19 protein-coding genes and 4 tRNA genes are annotated in these 19,160 nt (G+C 73.1%); 12 read left to right on the top strand and 11 right to left on the bottom strand.

The window, feature by feature from the left end:
- Nucleotides 1–10: 10 nt before the first annotated feature.
- The 7 genes from A2U95_RS08520 to A2U95_RS08490 form a co-directional block, all read right to left on the bottom strand.
- Nucleotides 11–1,384 (bottom strand): glycosyltransferase, encoded by a 1,374-nt coding sequence (locus A2U95_RS08520; protein WP_166021572.1) that lies wholly within the window; start codon nucleotides 1,382–1,384, stop codon nucleotides 11–13.
- Nucleotides 1,381–2,655, bottom strand: coding sequence for an MFS transporter (locus A2U95_RS08515; protein WP_166021571.1), 1,275 nt, complete (start codon nucleotides 2,653–2,655; stop codon nucleotides 1,381–1,383). Before A2U95_RS08515 ends, A2U95_RS08520 begins: the two co-directional genes overlap by 4 nt.
- Before the next feature lie 8 nt (nucleotides 2,656–2,663).
- Entirely contained in the window at nucleotides 2,664–3,944 is a 1,281-nt protein-coding gene (locus tag A2U95_RS08510) for a glycosyltransferase (RefSeq protein WP_166021570.1), read from the bottom strand.
- 1,329 nt (nucleotides 3,945–5,273) lie between these two features.
- On the bottom strand, nucleotides 5,274–5,696 hold the full coding sequence (locus A2U95_RS08505) for a YccF domain-containing protein (protein ID WP_166021569.1): 423 nt from the start codon (nucleotides 5,694–5,696) through the stop codon (nucleotides 5,274–5,276).
- A gap of 26 nt (nucleotides 5,697–5,722) precedes the next feature.
- Nucleotides 5,723–6,958 carry an APC family permease gene (locus A2U95_RS08500; RefSeq protein WP_166021568.1) on the bottom strand — a complete coding sequence of 412 codons (1,236 nt, stop codon included), beginning with the start codon at nucleotides 6,956–6,958 and terminating at the stop codon, nucleotides 5,723–5,725.
- A 48-nt stretch (nucleotides 6,959–7,006) separates the two neighbouring features.
- The gene (locus A2U95_RS08495; protein ID WP_166021567.1) at nucleotides 7,007–7,396 is read right to left on the bottom strand and encodes a VOC family protein; all 390 of its coding nucleotides are present in this window, start codon (nucleotides 7,394–7,396) and stop codon (nucleotides 7,007–7,009) included.
- Between the two features lie 129 nt (nucleotides 7,397–7,525).
- Nucleotides 7,526–8,014 (bottom strand): YajQ family cyclic di-GMP-binding protein, encoded by a 489-nt coding sequence (locus A2U95_RS08490; RefSeq protein WP_166021566.1) that lies wholly within the window; start codon nucleotides 8,012–8,014, stop codon nucleotides 7,526–7,528.
- A 217-nt stretch (nucleotides 8,015–8,231) separates the two neighbouring features.
- On the opposite strand from A2U95_RS08490, the gene A2U95_RS08485 reads away from it, so the two are divergent.
- From A2U95_RS08485 to A2U95_RS08475, 3 genes are all read left to right on the top strand, one after another.
- Nucleotides 8,232–8,316, top strand: a tRNA-Tyr gene (locus tag A2U95_RS08485).
- Between the two features lie 300 nt (nucleotides 8,317–8,616).
- Nucleotides 8,617–8,790 carry a hypothetical protein gene (locus A2U95_RS08480; protein ID WP_166021565.1) on the top strand — a complete coding sequence of 58 codons (174 nt, stop codon included), beginning with the start codon at nucleotides 8,617–8,619 and terminating at the stop codon, nucleotides 8,788–8,790.
- Between the two features lie 250 nt (nucleotides 8,791–9,040).
- Complete coding sequence (locus A2U95_RS08475; RefSeq protein ID WP_166021564.1) at nucleotides 9,041–9,802, top strand: Clp protease N-terminal domain-containing protein; 762 nt, start codon at nucleotides 9,041–9,043, stop codon at nucleotides 9,800–9,802.
- 91 nt (nucleotides 9,803–9,893) lie between these two features.
- Here the strand turns inward: A2U95_RS08475 and A2U95_RS08470 are convergent, their stop codons facing one another.
- Together A2U95_RS08470 and A2U95_RS08465 are read right to left on the bottom strand one after the other, a co-directional pair.
- A complete protein-coding gene (locus A2U95_RS08470) occupies nucleotides 9,894–10,553 on the bottom strand; it encodes an NAD(P)H-binding protein (protein ID WP_166021563.1) in 660 nt (219 codons plus the stop codon).
- A 44-nt stretch (nucleotides 10,554–10,597) separates the two neighbouring features.
- Nucleotides 10,598–11,908 (bottom strand): amidohydrolase family protein, encoded by a 1,311-nt coding sequence (locus A2U95_RS08465; protein ID WP_166021562.1) that lies wholly within the window; start codon nucleotides 11,906–11,908, stop codon nucleotides 10,598–10,600.
- A gap of 329 nt (nucleotides 11,909–12,237) precedes the next feature.
- On the opposite strand from A2U95_RS08465, the gene A2U95_RS08455 reads away from it, so the two are divergent.
- The 6 genes from A2U95_RS08455 (at nucleotide 12,238) to A2U95_RS08430 (ending at nucleotide 14,844) form a co-directional block, all read left to right on the top strand.
- Nucleotides 12,238–12,310, top strand: a tRNA-Thr gene (locus A2U95_RS08455).
- A gap of 46 nt (nucleotides 12,311–12,356) precedes the next feature.
- A tRNA-Met gene (locus A2U95_RS08450) sits at nucleotides 12,357–12,429 on the top strand.
- A 91-nt stretch (nucleotides 12,430–12,520) separates the two neighbouring features.
- Entirely contained in the window at nucleotides 12,521–12,685 is a 165-nt protein-coding gene (gene rpmG, locus A2U95_RS08445; RefSeq protein ID WP_003948671.1) for a 50S ribosomal protein L33, read from the top strand.
- Nucleotides 12,686–12,835: 150 nt separating this feature from the next.
- Nucleotides 12,836–13,288, top strand: a complete 453-nt coding sequence (locus A2U95_RS08440) for a MaoC family dehydratase N-terminal domain-containing protein (protein ID WP_166021561.1) — start codon at nucleotides 12,836–12,838, stop codon at nucleotides 13,286–13,288.
- 5 nt (nucleotides 13,289–13,293) lie between these two features.
- Nucleotides 13,294–13,722, top strand: coding sequence for a MaoC family dehydratase (locus tag A2U95_RS08435; protein ID WP_166021560.1), 429 nt, complete (start codon nucleotides 13,294–13,296; stop codon nucleotides 13,720–13,722).
- Nucleotides 13,723–13,788: 66 nt separating this feature from the next.
- A complete protein-coding gene (locus tag A2U95_RS08430) occupies nucleotides 13,789–14,844 on the top strand; it encodes a UDP-N-acetylmuramate dehydrogenase (RefSeq protein ID WP_166021559.1) in 1,056 nt (351 codons plus the stop codon).
- A 21-nt stretch (nucleotides 14,845–14,865) separates the two neighbouring features.
- Here A2U95_RS08430 and A2U95_RS08425 read toward each other — a convergent pair whose 3' ends face one another.
- Both A2U95_RS08425 and A2U95_RS08420 read right to left on the bottom strand, forming a co-directional pair.
- Nucleotides 14,866–15,891, bottom strand: a complete 1,026-nt coding sequence (locus A2U95_RS08425) for an adenosine deaminase (RefSeq protein WP_166021558.1) — start codon at nucleotides 15,889–15,891, stop codon at nucleotides 14,866–14,868.
- Nucleotides 15,892–16,013: 122 nt separating this feature from the next.
- On the bottom strand, nucleotides 16,014–17,240 hold the full coding sequence (locus A2U95_RS08420; protein WP_166021557.1) for a pyridoxal phosphate-dependent aminotransferase: 1,227 nt from the start codon (nucleotides 17,238–17,240) through the stop codon (nucleotides 16,014–16,016).
- A gap of 250 nt (nucleotides 17,241–17,490) precedes the next feature.
- Between A2U95_RS08420 and A2U95_RS08415 the strand changes: the two genes are divergently transcribed.
- The 3 genes from A2U95_RS08415 to nusG all read left to right on the top strand — a co-directional run bounded on the left by A2U95_RS08415 (nucleotide 17,491) and on the right by nusG (nucleotide 19,015).
- Nucleotides 17,491–17,563: transfer RNA gene (locus A2U95_RS08415), tRNA-Trp, on the top strand.
- 108 nt (nucleotides 17,564–17,671) lie between these two features.
- Nucleotides 17,672–17,947, top strand: a complete 276-nt coding sequence (gene secE / locus A2U95_RS08410) for a preprotein translocase subunit SecE (protein ID WP_166021556.1) — start codon at nucleotides 17,672–17,674, stop codon at nucleotides 17,945–17,947.
- Between the two features lie 234 nt (nucleotides 17,948–18,181).
- The gene (gene nusG, locus A2U95_RS08405) at nucleotides 18,182–19,015 is read left to right on the top strand and encodes a transcription termination/antitermination protein NusG (RefSeq protein WP_166021555.1); all 834 of its coding nucleotides are present in this window, start codon (nucleotides 18,182–18,184) and stop codon (nucleotides 19,013–19,015) included.
- The last annotated feature ends 145 nt before the right edge of the window (nucleotides 19,016–19,160 follow it).

The following is a 19,160-nucleotide window of genomic DNA, read 5'->3' as shown; positions in this document are numbered from 1 at the left end:
CCGGCAGGGGTCAGGAGGGCGGGGCGGGCGGAACCGGGGCGTCCGGGGCCGCCCCGGCGGCGGGCGGTCCCGGCCGGGCGCGCCCCCGCGCGGGGCCGGTGGCGCCCTCGAAGGCCGCCACCTGCCGCAGCACGCCGAGACGGGAGAGGTGACGCTCCTCGACGGCGGCGCGCGCGGCCGCGCCCCAGCGGGCACGCCCCTCCTCGTCCGTCAGCGAGCGGAGCACCGTCCGGGGCCAGGGGCCGTCGCCCTCGGTGTAGGGGGTGAGCAGGCCGTTGACGTCGTGCCGGATCTGGGCCCGGATGCCGTCGGTGTCGGCGCCGACGACGACCGCTCCCTTCCACATGGCCTCGGAGACGGTGAGGCCGAAGCTCTCCCGGCTGCTGTTCTGCACGACCGTGCGGGCCCGGCCGCGCAGCACGTTGAGGGCGAGGTCCTCCCCGGTGCGCTGGTCGGGGCCGAAGCGCCAGATGTGCACGCGCTCGCGCGTCCCGGGGCGGAGCTCCGCCCGGGCGTCCATGAGGCCCTGCCATATCGCGCGGTTCGCCGGGTAGTTCCGCCGGTCGTCGATGTGCGGCCCGACGAGCACCAGTTCGGTCTCCCGGTCGTCGTCGGCGAGCCGGGCGAAGGACCGGAGGACCCCGAGCTGGCCCTTGAGCGGGTCCCACCGGGAGACCTGGAGGACGAACGGGGCGTCGCGGTGGCGCAGACCGCCGGTACCGAAGTCGTCGACCAGGATCCGGCCGTCCTCCTCGCCCGTGACACGGGCGACGGAGCAGCCGCGGGCGGCGTGAAGGCGGGACCACACTTCGTCGACGACGTCGTCCGGGAGGTCCCGGTTCTTCCACGACCGGGGATCGATGCCCGGTGGGACGACGACGGTCCGGCCGTCGTCCCGCCACCCCGGCCAGATCTGGCGCGCGTCGGAGAAGAACAGGTGGTCGACGACGTCGAGCCGGGGGCGGAGGAACTCGACGGCGCTCCGGTCGATCGCCCCCAGGTCCTCCGAGCCGATGTGGCAGCGCCAGGCGACGCGTGGTGCCACCGCCCGGACGGCGGTCGCCAGCGTGAGCACCAGCGGGTCGTGCAGGACGACCACGTCGGCGTCACGGGCGGCCGCCACCACGGCCGCCTCGTTGGCGGCGAGGAAGTGGCCGACCCCCCGGCGCACCCTCTCCTCGGGGAAGTCCTCGCTCCGGGCCCCGTAGAGGCCGTTGTGCAGGACGAACGCGGCGTCGTGGGCGGCGTCCAGGGCGTGCGCCAGGACCCAGTGCGTCCGCCAGCCGAGTTCGGCGAGGTACGGCAGTTCGCTGCGGACGACCTCGCTGACGCCGCCCAGCTTGGTGCTGGTGCTCACGTGCAGGACACGGGGTGCGTCGTTCACCGGTCGCCTCCGTTCGGCCCGGTACGCAGCACACGCGCCGGGAACCTCTTCTCACAGGTGACGAAGCCCAGCCCCCCGGCTCCGACGAGCAGGCCCAGGACGAGCCAGAGGGCCAGACCGTTCCACCCCAGCAGCGCGCCGACGACGGCCGGACCGGCGACGTTGGAGACGGTCCAGGACGTCTGGAAGACCGAGGAGTACCTGCCGCGCAGGGGCACGGGGGCGGCGTCCATCGACAGGGCCTGGGCCGCGGGCCCGGCCGACATCTCGCCGAGGGAGAAGAGGACCATGCCCGCCGCGGTGCACAGGAGGGCGAAGGCCGGCGGGGCGTCGTGGGCCCCGGCGAACAGGGCGAACGCCAGGACGAAGAAGCCCGCCCCGATGAGCACGGCACGGGTGCGCCGCAGGGGCACGAGCGCTCGGGACACCGTCGTCTGGAACAGGACGGGCAGGACGGTGTTCATCGCGAAGGCGGCCGACGGCACCCACGGCGGCAGGTCGAGGGTGTCCACGAGGTACACCGGCAGCGCCACGCCCGGCAGCAGCCAGGCGAAGGTCAGGGCGGTGTGGGCAGCGGTCATCGCGGTGTACGGCCGGTCGCGGAGCACCGCGCGCCATCCCGCGCCGGCCGCGTCCGACGCGCCCGCCCCGTCGCCGGACCCCTCGTCCGCGCCGTCCTTCCCCGGCGACGAGGGGGCCGTCCGCAGCCGTGCGAACACCACGGCGGACAGGAACGAGGCGGCGACCGCGCAGAGGAGGATGGCCCGCAGCGTGCCGACGTCCCCGACGGAGAGGGCCACCGCGGCGAGGGCCGCTCCCAGGCCGAGCGCGCCGCTCTTGAACGCGTTGACCACGGCGAACCAGTGGTCCAGCGTCTCGCCCTCGGCCGCCTGCTCGGCCACGAAGACCGGCCAGCCGACCCAGTACAGACGCTGGGACAGCGTGATGAACGCGACCGCGACGACGAGCTGGGGCCAGCCGTGGATGTCGACGAGCCCCAGGTAGCCGACGCCGCAGCAGGCGTTCGCCGCCACGATCGTCCGCTGCGCACCCCAGCGGTCGGCGATGCTTCCCGCGAGGGGGTTGAGCAGCAGGGCGACCAGGCCGCCGCCGGTGAGGACCAGGCCGATCCGGGTGACCGGCAGGTCGGTGCCGAGGCGGAGGTAGAGGAAGGTCAGCGGGTAGAACGCCCCGGCCGCGATCGTGTCGACGAGCAGGACACCCATCATGATTTTGCGCTGGGGCGTGCCGACCAGCGAGGTCCGGCTCATGACCGTCCTCACCGGGAACCGGATCCGTCGGTGAACGCGACCCGCACCGTGGCGCCGATCCGCCGGGCCTCGTCCAGCAGGTCGCCGGACCAGCGTTCCCACAGCCCCCGCAGCCGCGACGTGATCACGACGAGGTCCGCGGAGCCCGCGGCGAGGACGGTGCGCAGGCCGACGGCGTGGACCGCTGTGACGCCGCCGGCCGCCGGCAGGGCGTCGAGCGCCCGCCGGTCGAAGTCGACCAGGGTGCACGAGACGCCGTCCGGAAGCCGGGGCGGGCGACCGCCGGCGCCCAGGACCACCACCCGGGAGGCCGCCCGGCCGTCCGGGAGCGGTTCGGCCGCCAGCCGCTCCGCCTCCGCCCGCACGTCGAGGCCGGCGGCCCGCTCCTGCCACTCCAGCAGACGCCCGTACTCGTGCTCCAGGGGCGGGTCGTAGTGGTTGCGGGAGTACATGGCGCCGTAGAGCTCCATGACCGGCTCGGGGTGCTTCTCCCACAGCAGCCAGGAATTGGCGCAGTTGCTGGCGCGGTTGCCGTCCAGGTCGCGTTCGTGGGGGCTCTCCAGCACCCACGCCCGCCGCGACAGCACCAGGGGGAGGCCGTGCCCGTGGACCCGGAAGCCGAACTCGAGGTCCTCTCCGCCCCAGGAGCGGAAGTCCTCGTCGAACCCTCCCACCGCCTCGAAGTCGGCGGTGGGCAGCGACATGTTCAGCGCCCACACGTGCATCCACGGTGCGGCGAGCCGGCCGAGGTCGAACCCGACCCTGTCGAGCTCCGCGTGGCGCAGGTCCTGGAACTCCTTTTGCCCGCCGTGGGACCGCACCACGTCCTCGGGATCGCTCTGCGCGAGGATCTCGGCGAGGCCGGGGAAGGGCCGGTAGGGGTTGTAGCCGTAGGCGTAGCCGAGGACGAGGCGTCCGCCCCGGGTGCCGTCGGGCCTCGGCCCCGCGTGCGCGGCGATGTGCTCGGCGAGGAAGTCGGGTCCGAACAGGGCGCCGGTGTCGAGGAAGACCAGCAGCGGGGCGGTGGCCAGCCGGGCGCCGCCGTTGCGGACGGCGGCGGCCCGGAACCCCAGGTCCTCCTGGGTGTGGAACCCGATCCTGAGCTTGCCGGAGAACGAGGCGACGACCTCGGCCGTGTGGTCGGCGGACCCGTCGTCGGCGACGACGACTTCGAACCGCTCGGGCGCCAGACTCTGCCGGGTGAGCCCTTCGAGCTGACGGCGCAGCAGTTCGGCCCGGTTGTAGGTCGGGATCACCACGCAAACCTGGGGGTCCGGTAGGTGCGTCATGACTGTCCTTCGCTGGGAGGTGGGGGGCGAGGGAGAGGGACGGCGGCCGGCCCGCTGCGGGTGCGGACGCCGTGCGTGCGGTGCCGGCGAGGACGTCGTCGGGCCCACCCGCCCCACGGCTCCCCGCGGGGCCCGGACGGTTCACCCGCCCCGGCCGCCGGGGCGGCGCCGGACGACGGGACCGCCGGTGCGGCCGTCGCGGGACCGGCCCGAAGGCCGTGTGCCGCGGACCGGGGCGGAACGCCCTCCCCCCGGCGGCTCCGCGCCCGGCCGTTCCCCGGTACGGGGCGCGACCGGACCGGCTCCGCCGTCGAGCGGGGCCGGGGAGGACTCCCGGGGTGCGGGAAGCAGGGGGCGACCGTGCGGGACTGCCCGCCCGGCGGTGCGCCGGGGCCGGGGAATGCCGGTTCCGGCGGCGCACTCGCGGGGTGCGGACGGATCAGGCGGTCATCCGGTGCGACACGCCCGCCGGCTCATCCGGGGTGGCACGCCCGCCGGCTGCTCGTGAGCGGTACGGCCGGCGACGGCCGGCGGGAGTGGCGCGGCGGTGGTGCGGCTGCGGTGGTCATGTCGTCCATGACAGTGGGCGCTCCCCGTTGCTGTCTGCGTGGTGGGCGCTTCCCCGGGAGGAGGGAAACGAGCCGTTCCGCGGCGCTCCCGGCCGATCGGGCGGGAACGCCGCGCCCAGACCTTGGCATGGGCGGTACAGCCAGTCAACGGAAAGTGACCGGACGGCGGCGACACGCGTTCGGCCTTCGCGGTCCGGTGCCCGGCGACACCCGTCCGGTGGACGTCCTCCCAGGTCAAAGGCTTGCGAAGGGGTGGAATCCGTCCGGCGGCGGGAGCCGTGTACGGGCCGGCCGACGGCTTCCGTCCGGTTCCGCGCCCGTGCGGCGGGCGGGTCGCGCGGCTCCGGATTCCGGCAGCGCTCGTGCGGTCGTCCACCCCTCGTGGAGCGGAGGCCGAGCCCCTCTCCAGTCTCCGGGGACCGCCGCCGTCCAGGTGCCCGCGCGGGAACGGGGAACGGCGAGGACCGCCGCGCCGCCCGGATGGCGCGCGGCCTGCCGCCCCGCCCCCTCACGGCGACCATGGCCGCCTCGGGCGGGCCCGACGCGGGCCCGTGGTTCCGGTGCCACGGCGACGACGAGCACGGCCGCACCGTCGCCGCCGCGGCGGACCCGCTGCGGGAAGGCCCCGATGGTCCGGCCGAGGCCGTGGGCCGCTCCCGCGCGCACCCCCGCGCCCGGCCGATTCGCGACGCGGGCCTGCCGAGGCCGGTCCTCGCGGACCGCACCGGCACGGGCCGGCGCCTCCGCCGTGCCGCCGGGGTCACCAGCGCTGCGGGCCGCCCGCCGGAGTCCGCTCGGCCTCCTCCGCGGAGACGACCTCGGTGCCGAGCGGCATCAGCGAGATCGGGATCATCTTCAGGTTCGCCCAGCCGAACGGGATCCCGATGATCGAGAGGAACAGCGGGACGCTGGTCACCAGGTGCCCGATGGCCAGCCACCAGCCCGCCACGATCACCCACACCACGTTCCCGATCATCGAGCCCACGCCCGCCGTCGGCTTGGGCACCGTGGTCCGCCCGAACGGCCAGAGGGCGTACCCGGCGAGCCGCAGCGAGGCGATGCCGAACGGGATGGTGACGATCAGCACGAAGCCGATCAGGGCGGCCACCAGATAGCCCACCGCCATCCAGAAGCCGCAGAACACCACCCACAGGATGTTGAGCACCAGATTGACCGGCTTCACGGCTGTTCCCCCTTCGCGCGGAATCCCTACGACTTCAGTGTCCGCCGGATCCCGTACACGAGCGCGCCGGCCAGGACGACGGCCGCCCCCGCGGCCACCGAGGCGGCGGGCAGGGCGAACGCCAGGGCCAGGCAGCCGAGCAGCCCGGCACCGGGGAGGACGCGGGCGGCGGCCGTCCGGTTGAGCGTCCAGGCCGACGCGTTGGCGATCGCGTAGTACAGCAGCACGCCGAAGGACGAGAAGCCGATCGCGCCCCGCAGGTCCACCGTGGCCACCACCGCGGCCACCACCGCCCCCACCGCCCACTCGGCCCGGTGCGGGACCCGGAAACGCGGGTGCACGGCCGCCAGGGCGCCGGGCAGGTGCCCGTCCCGGGCCATCGCCAGCGTGGTCCGCGACACGCCCAGGATCAGCGCCAGCAGCGCCCCCAGCGCGGCCACCGCCGCGCCCACCCGCACCACCGGCGCCAGCCACCCCGCCCCGGCGGCCCGGACGGCGTCCGCCAGCGGCGCGGCCGACCCGGCCAGCCCGCCCGTGCCCAGCACCGACACCACGGCCGCCGTCACCACCGCGTACACCACCAGCGCCAGTCCCAGGGCCACCGGCACCGCCCGCGGAATGGTCCGCGCCGGATCCCGCACCTCCTCGCCCAGCGTGGCGATCCGCGCGTAACCGGCGAACGCGAAGAACAGCAGGCCGGCCGCCTCCAGCACGCCGCCCACGGTCGCCGCGCCTCCCGGCACCTGCTCCGTGGTCCCTCCGCCCGGGCCCAGACACGCCACCACCACGGCGGCCAGCACGGCCAGCACCACCGCGACGATCACCCGTGTCAGCCGGACGGACCGCTGCACGCCCCGGTGGTTCACGGCCGTCAGCCCCACCACCGCGCCCACCGCCACCACCCGCTCGTGCCCGGGCCAGAGGTAGGCGCCGGCCGTCAGCGCCATCGCGGCGCAGGACGCGGTCTTCCCCACCACGAACGTCCACCCGGCGAGGTACCCCCAGAACTCCCCGAGCCGCTCCCGCCCGTACACGTACGTCCCCCCGGACGCCGGGTACAGGGCCGCCAGCCGCGCCGAGGACGTCGCGTTGCAGTACGCGACGAACCCCGCCACCACCAGCCCCGCCAACAGGCCCGTGCCGGCCGCCCGCGCCGCGGGAGCCGGCGCCGCGAAGATCCCGGCCCCCACCATCGATCCCAGTCCGATCACCACGGCGTCCCGGACCCCGAGCGTCCGCCGCAGCCCACCCTGCTCACTCATGCCGGGAACGCTACCGGTGACGGCGACGGCGCCCGTCGCCCCGGGTCCTCAGGACGCCGTCCGCTGCGCGGCGCGGTCGGACTCGCCGCGCAGCACGCAGAATTCATTGCCCTCCGGGTCGGCGAGCACCACCCAGCCCGAGCCGTCGGGCTGCCGGAGGTCGTCCACCAGGGTCGCCCCCAGCTCCACGAGCCGCGCCGTCTCCTCGTCGCGCGAGGTCCGGGGCCGCAGGCAGAGATGGACCCGGTTCTTGGCCGTCTTGGGCTCCGGCACCTGACTGAAGTACAGGTGCGGCCCCTCCACCGCCGTCACCTGCGTCTCCAGGTCCCCGGGCCGCGCGTCGGGATCCAGCGGAAAGCCGGTCACCTCGCTCCAGAACCGCGCCAGCGCGTACGCGTCCGCACAGTCGATCGCCACGTTCTGCACCACGGAGGTCATGGGGGCGAATCTGCCGGACCCGGCCCTCCTCCGCCAACCCCGGACCGCCCGCGGACAACGGCGAGGGGCGCACCGCAGGGCAGGCCCCGCGATGCGCCCCCGTCACTCGGCGCGTCAACTACCGGTTTTTCACCGGTAGTTGACGAACTGCAGCGCGAAGTCGAAGTCCTGGTTCTTCAGCAGCGCGATCACGGCCTGCAGGTCGTCCCGGCTCTTGGAGCTGACCCGCAGCTCCTCGCCCTGGACCTGCGCCTTGACGCCCTTGGGGCCCTCGTCGCGGATGAGCTTCGCCACCTTCTTGGCGTTCTCCTGCGAGATGCCCTCCTTGATCTCCGCGAAGATCTTGTACTCCTTGCCGGACAGCTGCGGCTCGCCGGCCTCCAGGGCCTTCAGCGAGATGCCGCGCTTGATCAGCTTGGACTGGAAGACGTCGAGGACCGCGTTGACCCGGTCCTCGGAGTTCGCCTCCATCAGGATCTTCTCACCGGACCACGAGATCGAGGCGCCGACGCCCTTGAAGTCGTAGCGCTGCGAGATCTCCTTGGCGGCCTGGTTGAGGGCGTTGTCGACCTCCTGCCGCTCGACCTTCGAGACGATGTCGAAACTGGAGTCGGCCATGTCCTGTGGCTCCTTGCATCGGGGTCTGTGTCGGGGTGCTTGCGGGGCCGCCGACCCGGAGACCGCGCCCCGGACCGGGCCCGCCCAAGCCTAGCCATCTCCCGCCCGCCGAACCGCGATCAATGGAGTGGCGGAGCACCCCCGCGCATCAGGTATTGTTTACGTCGTCGCGAGGGAGACCCGGCCACAAACCGGTTCGACTTCGTGGCACCGTCTAGGCGGTGTGCCCGAGCGGCCAAAGGGAGCAGACTGTAAATCTGCCGGCTCAGCCTTCCCAGGTTCGAATCCTGGCGCCGCCACCAGACACGGAGCCCCCTCCGACCAGCCATCACGGCAGGTCGGAGGGGGTTTCGCTTTGCCCGCGGAGCGTTCCGGCGGGTGAGGCCGCGAGGTGACCTGCCCCCTCTCGTGCCACCCGCCTCCCGTCTTCGACCAAGCCGCGCCCCAGGTGTCCCCGGGGCGCGCGCCCCTCGCGTGGCTGCCGCAGGAGACGCCTTTGCGGAAGGGGTCTGGCCAAGAGTATTTGAACGTGTTCAAATGCTGAGTGCGGGTGTTCGGGCGGGGCCGCGGCAGTGTTGCGACAGGTTTCAGGGGGAGGGGCTGTGGGCTCAGGGGCCGGAGTCGTCGTTCTGGCGGTGTTCTTCCTCTACGTGCTCCTCGTGGTGCCGTTCTGCGCCCTCGTGGGGGCGAGGACGACGCGCCGAACAGGCTGGTTGATGTCGATCCCCATGGTCTTCCTGCCCCTCGCCCTGCTGATCGGCCTCTTGACCCCCTGAGCTGCCGGAACTCGAGCCGAGCGAGGCCGAGTTCGCGCAGCGCCTCCCCCGATCGACGGTCGGCCCCTTCCCGGGACCGTGCCGGTGCCTTGTGCGGGCTCTTCCCGGTCGACCCTCACGGCGGGCCGGAGGGGGTCCCGCCCGCCCGCCCCTGTCCACTCGAAGTGAATCCGGGGCGGGCCGTGGGCGAACGGCCGAAGACTGTCAACTGCGGGTTGACGCCCTCGGGGTGTCAACTTACGGTTGACGCATGACGACGAACCCGCTCGGCGCGGCTTCCGTGCGCCTCGACGACCTGATCCACGCCATCAAGCAGGGCGACTCCGACGCCCTGGCCCAGCTGCGGAGCGCGATGATCGCCGCGGAGCACCTCGGCGAGGTGGCGGACCACCTCATCGGCCACTTCGTGGACCAGGCCCGGCGGGCCGGCGCCTCGTGGACCGACATCGGACAGAGCATGGGCGTCACCCGGCAGGCAGCCCAGAAGCGCTTCGTGCCCAAGGAGTCCCACGACCTCGACCCCGCCCAGGGGTTCAGCCGGTTCACGCCCCGCGCCCGCAGCGTGGTCGGGGCGGCGCACACCGAGGCCAAGGCGGCCGACGGCGCGGAAGGGCTGCCGGAGCACCTGGTGCTCGGCCTGCTCGCGGAGCCGGAGTCGATCGGCACCCGGGCGCTGACGGCGCAGGGCGCCACCCCGGAGGCCGTGCGGCAGGCCGTGACGCCGCTGCTCCCGCCGGCGTCCGCGAACCCGCCGGAACTGGTCCCCTACGGCTCCGCGGCCAAGAAGGTCCTGGAGCTCACCTTCCGCGAGGCGCTGAGGCTCGGCCACAACCACGTCGGCACCGAGCACATCCTGCTCGCCCTGCTGGAGCACGAGAACGGCGAGGGCGTCCTCAGCGGCCTCGGCGTGCGGAAGGACGCCGCCGAGCGGTACGTGACGGAGGCGCTGGCGGCGTACGCCGAGGAGGCCGCCGGGGGTGACGAGCGGGACGAGCGGGACCGGCGGCGGTAGCCGGCCGACGGCCCCGGCGTGCGGAGGGCGGACCGAGGGCTCGGAAGGGCTCACGGAGGGCGGGGGCCGGGGCGTCCCCCCCGTGGGCGGATCACTCCCCGGAGACCATCTTCACCGCGTCCTGGACCGGCGTGGAGCCGCTGATCAGTTCCAGGGTCAGCCCCACCGTCCCCGGGAAGTCGAGGAGTTCGGCCAGGACCGCGGCCACGTCGTCGCGGGGGACGGGACCCCGGCCGGTGGAGGCGCTGAGCAGGACGCGGCCGGTGCCGGCGTCGTCGGTGAGCATGCCGGGGCGCAGGATCGTCCAGTCCAGCGCGTCGCCCAGGGAACGGACGTGGGCGTCCGCCTCGCCCTTGGCGCGCAGGTAGACGTCGAACACCTCGTCGCCCTCGTGGTCCGGGTCGGCGGCCATGGAGGAGACCACCAGGAGGCGGCGGACGCCCGCGCGCACGGCGGCGTCGGCGAGCAGCACGGCGGCTCCCTTGTCGACGGTCGCCTTGCGGTCCGCCCCGCTGCCCGGGCCCGCGCCCGCGGCGAAGACGGCGGCGTCGGCGCCGCGGAGGAGCGCGGCGACCTCCTCCGCCGAGGCCGACTCCAGGTCGCACACGAGGGGTTCGGCGCCGGCCTCGCGCAGGTCGGCCTCATGATCGGGGTTGCGGATGATTCCCGCGACCTCGTCGCCCCTCGCGGTGAGCAGACGCGACAGTCGCAGGGCGATTCGGCCGTGGCCTCCGGCGATGACGATACGCATGCTTCGACCGTAACGCGGCGGCCCGCACGACGCCCCGCGACGCGTCAGGGATGCCGTCCCTGGCGCGGGAGTTCCAGCGCCGTGCCCGCGTGGCCGAGGTCGCAGTACTCGCGCACCGCGCTGGTCCTCGAGACGACCCGGCCGGCGTGGATCACGAGCCGGCTGTACGCCAGCGAGAGCGCCCCCGCCAGCCGGTCCCCGCGGACCGCGATCAGGTCGGCCGGGAACCCGGCCTCCACCCGTACCGGCGGGAGCCCGAGGACCGCGCGGGCGGTCCCGCACACCGTGTCGTAGGCGTCCTCGGCCGGCAGGGCGTCCTGGGAGGCCAGCAGGTAGGCGGCCTCCAGCGGGTCCCCCCGGCCCACCGGGTTGGACAGGTCGCGCAGGGCGCCGCTGCCGGCCGCGACCCGCACCCCGGCGGCGCGCAGCAGCCGGACCGGCGCCGTGCCGCGGCGGTCCGCCCCGGCGCAGCCGCCCTGGGGCAGGCAGACCACGCCGACCCCGGCCGCTGCCAGCCGGTCCGCGCAGCGCGAGGCCACCTCGGTCGGCAGCAGCCCCAGTCCGCCCAGCGGACCGACCGTCACCCCGCCGCGCATCCCGCCCGCCACGGAGGCCAGGCGGCACAGCCGGGCGGGGTCGGTGCCGTCGGTGTGCAGGTCGACGGCGCACCCGTGGGCGGCGGCGAGTTCCAGCACGGCTTGGACGTATCCGGCGGGATCCGGGTCGGTGTCCGGGCAGCCGCCGACGGCGGTGGCGCCCATGCCGACCGCGTCACGCAGCACGGCCAGCCCGTCCGCCCCGGCGACCCCGGTGAGCAGCCGGGGCATCGCCACCGGCGTCAGGTCGACGAGGTCGCGCACCACCCCGCGCACCCGCAGCACGGCCTCCAGGGCGCCCAGCCCTTGGACGTCGCCGACGCGGACGTGGGAGCGGATCGCGGTGGCGCCGTGCCCGAGCTGGGCGAGCACCGCCTCGGTGGCGCGGCGCTGGACGTCCTGCGGGTCGGCCGGGACCGGGCCGTCCGCCTCGGCGGTCAGGGCGGTGTCGGTGTGCGCGTGGGGCTCGACGGGGGCGGGGAGGAGGAGGTAGCCCTCCAGGTTCACGCGGGCCGGTGCCGGGGCGGCGTCCACCGGTGCGGTGACCGGCGACGCGGGGGCGGGGGCCGGGATGGGCCCGCCGGCCAGGCTGCCGGCCGTCCCGACGGCCTCGATCCGCCCGCCGCCCAGCCGCACGTCCACCACGCGGCCGTCGGCCAGGCGCGCACCGCAGAGCAGCAGTGCCACCGGCTCGGCGGGACCGGGCGTGGAGGAGGGCGACGGGTTGGGCTGCTGGGGAGGCGGCTGGCTGTCGGACATCGCGTTCCTGGGGGTCCGGATCCGGGTGCTGCTGCGGGAGGGCGCCGGCGGCGGCCTCGGAGAGGAAACGATCACTTCGTGCGACCGAGCGTAGGGCGGCGACCCGCCGACCCCGGGGAGGAGCGCAATAGTCGTACCGGCGTGGTGCCGTCCGTGGCGGGGCCTGCGGCGGAAGGGCGGGGCCTGCGACGGAAGGGCGGGGCGGGGCGGGAAGGGCCGCCCGGGGCGCCGCCCCGGGCGGCCGGGGCCTCTTCGGGACATCCCGGCGCAGGACGCCGGGAAACGGATTTGGGGGATCGGCGGGCGACCGTGTAATGTCTTCCTCGCTCGCCCCAATAGCTCAGTCGGTAGAGCGTCTCCATGGTAAGGAGAAGGTCTACGGTTCGATTCCGTATTGGGGCTCTGGTGAGAGAGGTTCCCGTCTCAGGACGGGAACCGATCGATCCGCAGCGGTGTAGCTCAGTCGGTAGAGCAAGCGGCTCATAATCGCTGTGTCACCGGTTCAAGTCCGGTCACCGCTACTCTTAGTAGCCGATTGCGGGGTCGGTCCTTCAGTCGGCTACTATTTGTCTGTCTTAGTTCGTCCCATCCGTTCGTCAAGGAGCACTTCACGTGGCTGCCACCGACGTCCGCCCGAAGATCACGCTGGCCTGCGTGGAGTGCAAGGAGCGGAACTACATCACCAAGAAGAACCGGCGTAACAACCCGGATCGCCTGGAGATGAAGAAGCACTGCCCGCGTTGCAACGCGCACACCGCGCACCGCGAGACGCGATAACCAGGCTCGTACGCGAGGCCGTCCCCGTCAGGGGGCGGCCTTTCGTCGTTCCACGGTGCCCGCGTCCGGCGGCCTTTCCGTTTCACCGCCTCGGCCCTCCGTGTCGTTCTAGGGTTACCGCAGCAAGCACAGGCAGCAGGAGGTGCGCCCATGGCGCTGGACCAGTCGTTCGTCGGGCGGAGCTACCCGCCCACCGACCCCTACGAGGTCGGCCGGGAGAAGATCCGCGAGTTCGCGGCGTCCATCGGCGACCCCAACCCCGCGTACACGGACCCGGAGGCCGCCAAGGCGCTCGGCCATCCCGACGTGATCGCCCCGCCGACCTTCGTCTTCGCCATTTCCTTCAAGGCCGCCCACCGCGTGATCCACGACCCGGAGCTGGGCCTCGACTACAGCCGCGTGGTCCACGGCGACCAGAAGTTCGCCTACCGCCGCCCCGTGCGCGCCGGTGACCGGCTCACCGTGACCACCACCATCGACGCCGTGAAGTCGCTGGCCGGCAACGACATCCTGGACATCCGGGGCGACGTCCACGACGAGACGGGCGAGCTCGTGGTGACCGCCTGGACCAAGCTGGTGGCCCGCGCCGCCGAGGAGGGATGACGAGGATGACGTCCAAGGTCGCGTACGCCGACGTGGAGGTCGGCACCGAGCTCCCCGCGCAGGTCTTCCGCCTGACCCGCGCCACGCTCGTCGAGTACGCCGGCGCGTCCGGCGACTTCAACCCGATCCACTGGAACGAGAAGTTCGCCAAGGAGGTCGGGCTGCCGGACGTCATCGCGCACGGCATGCTCACCATGGCCGAGGCGGCCCGCGTGGTGACCGACTGGGCCGGCGACCCGGGCGCGGTCGTCGAGTACGGCGTCCGCTTCACCAAGCCGGTCGTCGTCCCCAACGACGACGAGGGCGCCACCGTCGAGGTCAGCGGGAAGGTCGCGGCCAAGCTCGACGACAACCAGGTCCGCGTCGACCTCACCGCCACGCACGCCGGGCAGAAGGTCCTCGGCATGTCCCGCGCGGTGGTCCGCCTCGCCTGAGCGGTGCCGCACACCGGGCGGCGGCGCCACCGCGCGCCGCCCGGCGTGCCGCGTAGGCTTGGCGGCGTGCTGGAACGACATGACGCCCCGCTCGCCCCGCTGACCACCTTCCGTCTCGGGGGACCGGCCCGACGGCTGATCACCGCGACCACCGACGCCGAGGTGGTGGAGGCCGTCCGCCGGGCCGACGCCACCGGCACGCCGCTGCTGGTCATCGGCGGCGGGTCCAACCTGGTCATCGGCGACAAGGGCTTCGAGGGCACCGCCCTGCACATCGCCACCAGTGGCTTCTCCCTCGACGGCACCCGGCTGGAGCTGGCCGCCGGCGAGGTGTGGTCCGAGGCCGTCGCGCGCACCGTGGAGGCCGGTCTGGCGGGCATCGAGTGCCTGTCGGGCATCCCCGGCTCGGCGGGCGCCACGCCCATCCAGAACGTCGGCGCGTACGGGCAGGAGGTCTCCTCCACCATCACCGAGGTGATCGCCTACGACCGCGCGGCGGGCGGTACGGTCGCCCTCACGAACGAGGAGTGCGCGTTCGCCTACCGGCACAGCCGCTTCAAGGCCGAGCCGGACCGCTACGTCGTGCTGCGCGTCCGCTTCGAGCTGGAGGACGCCGGGGGCATGTCCGCCCCCGTGAAGTACCCCGAGACGGCGCGGGCCCTGGGCGTCGGGGCAGGGGACCGGGTGCCGCTGGAGCAGGCCCGGGAGACGGTGCTCAAGCTGCGGTCCGGCAAGGGGATGGTGCTGGACGCCGAGGACCACGACACCTGGTCCGCCGGATCCTTCTTCACCAACCCGATCCTCACCGACGACGCCTTCGCCGCCTTCCGCGAGCGGGTGCGCGAACGCCTCGGCGACGACGTGACGCCCCCCGCGTACCCGGCGGGGGAGGGCCGCACCAAGACCTCCGCCGCGTGGCTCATCGACAAGGCCGGCTTCACCAAGGGCTACGGCACCGGGCCGGCCCGCATCTCCACCAAGCACACCCTCGCGCTCACCAACCGCGGCTCCGCCACCACCGAGGACCTCCTCACCCTGGCCCGCGAGGTCGTGGACGGGGTGCGCGCGGCATTCGGCATCACCCTGGTCAACGAGCCGGTGATGGTGGGCGTCGGTCTCTGACCCGCCGCCGGGGCGGCGGCGTCACGCCGGGGTGGTCAGCCAGGTGTCGATGCCGGCCAGCAGGCGGGAGCGCACCTCGGGCGGCGCGGCCGAGCCGCGGACCGACTGGCGGGCCAGTTCGGCCAGCTCCGCGTCGTCGAACCCGTGGTGCTCCCGCGCGATCTCGTACTGCGCGGCCAGCCGGGAGCCGAACAGCAGCGGGTCGTCCGCCCCCAGCGCCAGCGGGACCCCCGCCTCGAACATGGTGCGCAGCGGGACCTCCTCCGGCTTGTCGTAGACGCCCAGCGCCACGTTGGACGAGGGGCAGACCTCGCAGGTGATCTGCCGGTCCGCGAGCCGCCGCAGCAGCCGCGCGTCCTCCGCGGCGCGCACGCCGTGGCCGATCCGGGTGGCCTCCAGGTCGTCGAGGCAGTCCCGCACCGACGCCGGGCCGGTCAGCTCGCCGCCGTGCGGGGCCGCGAGCAGGCCGCCCTCCCGCGCGATCGCGAAGGCCCGGTCGAAGTCACGGGCCATGCCGCGCCGCTCGTCGTTGGAGAGCCCGAAGCCGACGACGCCCCGGTCCGCGTACCGGACCGCCAGCCGGGCCAGCGTCCGCGCGTCCAGGGGGTGCTTCATCCGGTTCGCCGCCACCAGGACCCGCATCCCCAGGCCCGTCTCCCGGGCGGCCGAGTCCACCGCGTCGAGGATGACCTCCATGGTGGGGATCAGGCCGCCCAGCCGCGAGGCGTAGGAGGTCGGGTCCACCTGGATCTCCAGCCACCCCGAGCCGTCCCGGACGTCCTCCTCGGCGGCCTCGCGGACCAGCCGGCGGATGTCCTCCTCGTCGCGCAGGCAGTTCCGGGCGGCGTCGTAGAGCCGCTGGAAGCGGAACCAGCCCCGCTCGTCGGTGGCGCGCAGCTCCGGGGGCTCCGCCCCGGTCAGCGCCTCCGGCAGGCGGACGCCGTGCTTGTCGGCCAGTTCGAGCAGGGTCTGGGGGCGCATCGAACCGGTGAAGTGCAGGTGCAGATGAGCCTTCGGCAGCTTGGTGAGATCACGTACGCGCTCCATTGCCCGATCCTGCCGTACTCGCATGCGTCACTCCTACCCCGTTCCCCTTTCGAGACGTTGCCCGAACGAAAAAACGGGGCAGCGCGTGTGGTCACGCACTGCCCCGTCACGGGTGCCCGGACTCAGTCGCGGGCCTCCGCCAGCAGCTTCTGGATCCGGCTGACGCCCTCGACGAGGTCCTCGTCGCCCAGCGCGTAGGAGAGCCGCAGGTAACCCGGGGTGCCGAAGGCCTCGCCCGGGACGACGGCGACCTCCACCTCCTCCAGGATCAGCGCGGCCAGCTCGACCGAGTTCCGCGGCCGCCTGCCGCGGATCTCCTTGCCGATCAGCGCCTTCACCGACGGGTACGCGTAGAACGCGCCCTCCGGCTCCGGGCAGACCACGCCGTCGATCTCGTTCAGCATCCGCACGATGGTCCGGCGGCGGCGGTCGAAGGCCTCGCGCATCTCCTCCACGGCGGCCAGGTCGCCGGAGACGGCGGCCAGCGCGGCGGCCTGGGCCACGTTGGAGACGTTGGAGGTGGCGTGCGACTGCAGGTTGGTCGCGGCCTTGACGACGTCCTTGGGGCCGATGATCCAGCCCACCCGCCAGCCGGTCATCGCGTACGTCTTGGCGACGCCGTTGACCACGACGCACTTGTCGCGCAGCTCCGGCAGCAGGGCCGGGAGCGAGGTGAAGACGGCGTCGCCGTAGACCAGGTGCTCGTAGATCTCGTCGGTCAGCACCCACAGGCCGTGCTCGACGGCCCAGCGGCCGATCGCCTCGGCGTCCTCACGACTGTAGACCGCGCCGGTCGGGTTCGACGGGGAGACGAACAGGACGACCTTGGTGCGCTCGGTGCGCGCCGCCTCCAACTGCTCCACCGAGACCCGGTAGCCGGTGGTCTCGTCCGCGACGACCTCGACCGGCACGCCGCCGGCCAGCCGGATCGACTCCGGGTAGGTGGTCCAGTACGGGGCCGGGACGATGACCTCGTCGCCCGGGTCCAGGATCGCGGCGAAGGCCTCGTAGATGGCCTGCTTGCCGCCGTTGGTCACCAGCACCTGCGAGGGGTCGACCTCGTAGCCGGAGTCGCGCAGCGTCTTGGCGGCGATCGCGGCCTTCAGCTCGGGCAGGCCGCCGGCCGGGGTGTAGCGGTGGAACTTCGGGTTCTTGCAGGCTTCGATCGCGGCCTCGACGATGTAGTCCGGCGTCGGGAAGTCCGGCTCGCCGGCGCCGAAGCCGATCACCGGGCGCCCGGCGGCCTTGAGGGCCTTGGCCTTGGCGTCGACGGCGAGGGTCGCGGACTCGGAGATCGCGCCGATGCGGGCGGACACCCGGCGCTCGGTCGGAGAGGTAGCTGCGCTCATGGACGCCATGGTTTCAGAAAGGAAACTTCACCGGCATCCCGGTTCGCGGAGTGAACAAGGGGTGCACAGGCGTCCGTATCCGGGCCGTGGACCGGACGCCTCCGCCGGGCCGGCGAAGGTCGCGGAATTTTCTGTTCGACGCGGGGCCCAAGAGCACGTACACTCTCACCTCGTTGGACGCCGACGGACCGTGCTGGTCGGGAGCTTGCGAGGCACCCGATCCCATGCGGTAGGTTGGTGGACACCACAAAGGGTCGTAGCTCAATTGGTAGAGCACTGGTCTCCAAAACCAGCGGTTGGGGGTTCAAGTCCCTCCGGCCCTGCTACACACACCTAGCCAGGTTGTGTGCGCATGTCAGTACTGCTATGCACCGCCGTGCGGCTCATACCGGGCTCGTGCACGGCATGACCCGGGATTCAGGTGAGGACGAGTGACGGACGCCGTGGGCTCCATCGACATGCCTGACGCCCAGGACGAAGAGAAGAAGCCGCGCAAGGGCGGCAAGCGCGCCAAGAAGGGCCCGCTGAAGCGCCTCGCGCTCTTCTACCGCCAGATCGTCGCCGAGCTCCGCAAGGTCGTCTGGCCCACCCGCAGTCAGCTCACCACCTACACCACGGTCGTCATCATCTTCGTGGTGATCATGATCGGTCTCGTCACGCTGATCGACTTCGGCCTGGACGAGGTCGCGAACCTGGTCTTCGGCTGACCCGCCCGCTCCTGACATCGCACCACAGACAGGGCGTCGTGAAAACGGCGCCCTTGTTCGCGTCCTGCCCCGGTGTTCATGAACACCTGACAGGGACGAATCGTCCGCTAGGCTGAACCCCAGTGTTCCGTCGGACCGTCGATCTTGCCCACGCGAGGCCGGCGGGGAGCGCCCCGGCAGGCGGCGCCGACGGAACGGCATCAACCCCCATGTACCCAGGAAGAAGCAGCCACCGTGTCTGACCCGAACCTGAACGACGCCAGCGAGTCGGTCGAGGCCGTCGAGGACGAGCTCCAGATCGTCGAGGGCGCGGACACCGAGGACACCGAGACCTCCGCCGAGGTCGAGGCTGCCGACGCCGACGCCGACGCCGAGGAGGCGCCCGAGGGCGCCGACGAGGAGTCGGAGGAGCCCGCCGAGGCCGAGGTCGAGGAGGAGGCCGGCGAGGCCGTGGACCCCGTCGCCGCCCTCCGTGAGGAACTGCGCACGCTGCCCGGCGACTGGTACGTCATCCACACGTACGCCGGCTACGAGAAGCGCGTGAAGGCCAACCTCGAGCAGCGCGCCGTCTCGCTGAACGTCGAGGAGTTCATCTACCAGGCCGAGGTCCCCGAGGAAGAGATCGTCCAGATCAAGAACGGCGAGCGCAAGACGGTCAAGCAGAACAAGCTGCCCGGCTACGTCCTCGTCCGCATGGATCTGACGAACGAGTCCTGGGGCGTCGTCCGCAACACCCCCGGCGTCACCGGCTTCGTGGGCAACGCCTACGACCCGTACCCGCTGTCGCTGGACGAGATCGTGAAGATGCTCGCCCCGGAGGCCGAGGCCAAGGCCGCCCGCGAGGCCGCCGAGGCCGAGGGCAAGCCGGCCCCGCAGCGCAAGGTCGAGGTGCAGGTCCTGGACTTCGAGGTGGGCGACTCGGTCACCGTCACCGACGGCCCCTTCGCCACCCTCCAGGCGACGATCAACGAGATCAACGCCGACTCGAAGAAGGTCAAGGGCCTGGTCGAGATCTTCGGCCGCGAGACCCCGGTCGAGCTGTCCTTCGACCAGATCCAGAAGAACTGACCCAGAGTCTTCCGAAACAGGTCGGACGGCACACTTCGGTGGCCGTCTGACCTGCTCGGTTTTCAGCCGCACATGGATACCCGTTATCGTGGTGCGGTATGCCTCCATCCGGCTGATTCGGATGGTCGGCTCGAACCTCTCACTA

This window comes from Streptomyces chilikensis, assembly GCF_001642695.1.
Classification (GTDB): domain Bacteria; phylum Actinomycetota; class Actinomycetes; order Streptomycetales; family Streptomycetaceae; genus Streptomyces; species Streptomyces chilikensis.
The sequence above is the reverse complement of the archived record's forward strand: the minus strand, read 5'-3'. Positions and strand labels throughout refer to the sequence as shown.

Bases quoted from the DNA above. Each gene is read 5' to 3' on its own strand.
- A2U95_RS08515 (WP_166021571.1), bottom strand. From the start codon at position 2,655: ATGAGCCGGACCTCGCTGGTCGGCACGCCCCAGCGCAAAATCATGATG.
- A2U95_RS08510 (WP_166021570.1), bottom strand. From the start codon at position 3,944: ATGACGCACCTACCGGACCCCCAGGTTTGCGTGGTGATCCCGACCTAC.
- A2U95_RS08500 (WP_166021568.1), bottom strand. From the start codon at position 6,958: ATGAGTGAGCAGGGTGGGCTGCGGCGGACGCTCGGGGTCCGGGACGCC.
- A2U95_RS08495 (WP_166021567.1), bottom strand. From the start codon at position 7,396: ATGACCTCCGTGGTGCAGAACGTGGCGATCGACTGTGCGGACGCGTAC.
- A2U95_RS08490 (WP_166021566.1), bottom strand. From the start codon at position 8,014: ATGGCCGACTCCAGTTTCGACATCGTCTCGAAGGTCGAGCGGCAGGAG.
- A2U95_RS08475 (WP_166021564.1), top strand. From the start codon at position 9,041: ATGACGACGAACCCGCTCGGCGCGGCTTCCGTGCGCCTCGACGACCTG.
- A2U95_RS08470 (WP_166021563.1), bottom strand. From the start codon at position 10,553: ATGCGTATCGTCATCGCCGGAGGCCACGGCCGAATCGCCCTGCGACTG.
- A2U95_RS08465 (WP_166021562.1), bottom strand. From the start codon at position 11,908: ATGTCCGACAGCCAGCCGCCTCCCCAGCAGCCCAACCCGTCGCCCTCC.
- A2U95_RS08440 (WP_166021561.1), top strand. From the start codon at position 12,836: ATGGCGCTGGACCAGTCGTTCGTCGGGCGGAGCTACCCGCCCACCGAC.
- A2U95_RS08435 (WP_166021560.1), top strand. From the start codon at position 13,294: ATGACGTCCAAGGTCGCGTACGCCGACGTGGAGGTCGGCACCGAGCTC.
- A2U95_RS08425 (WP_166021558.1), bottom strand. From the start codon at position 15,891: ATGGAGCGCGTACGTGATCTCACCAAGCTGCCGAAGGCTCATCTGCAC.
- A2U95_RS08420 (WP_166021557.1), bottom strand. From the start codon at position 17,240: ATGAGCGCAGCTACCTCTCCGACCGAGCGCCGGGTGTCCGCCCGCATC.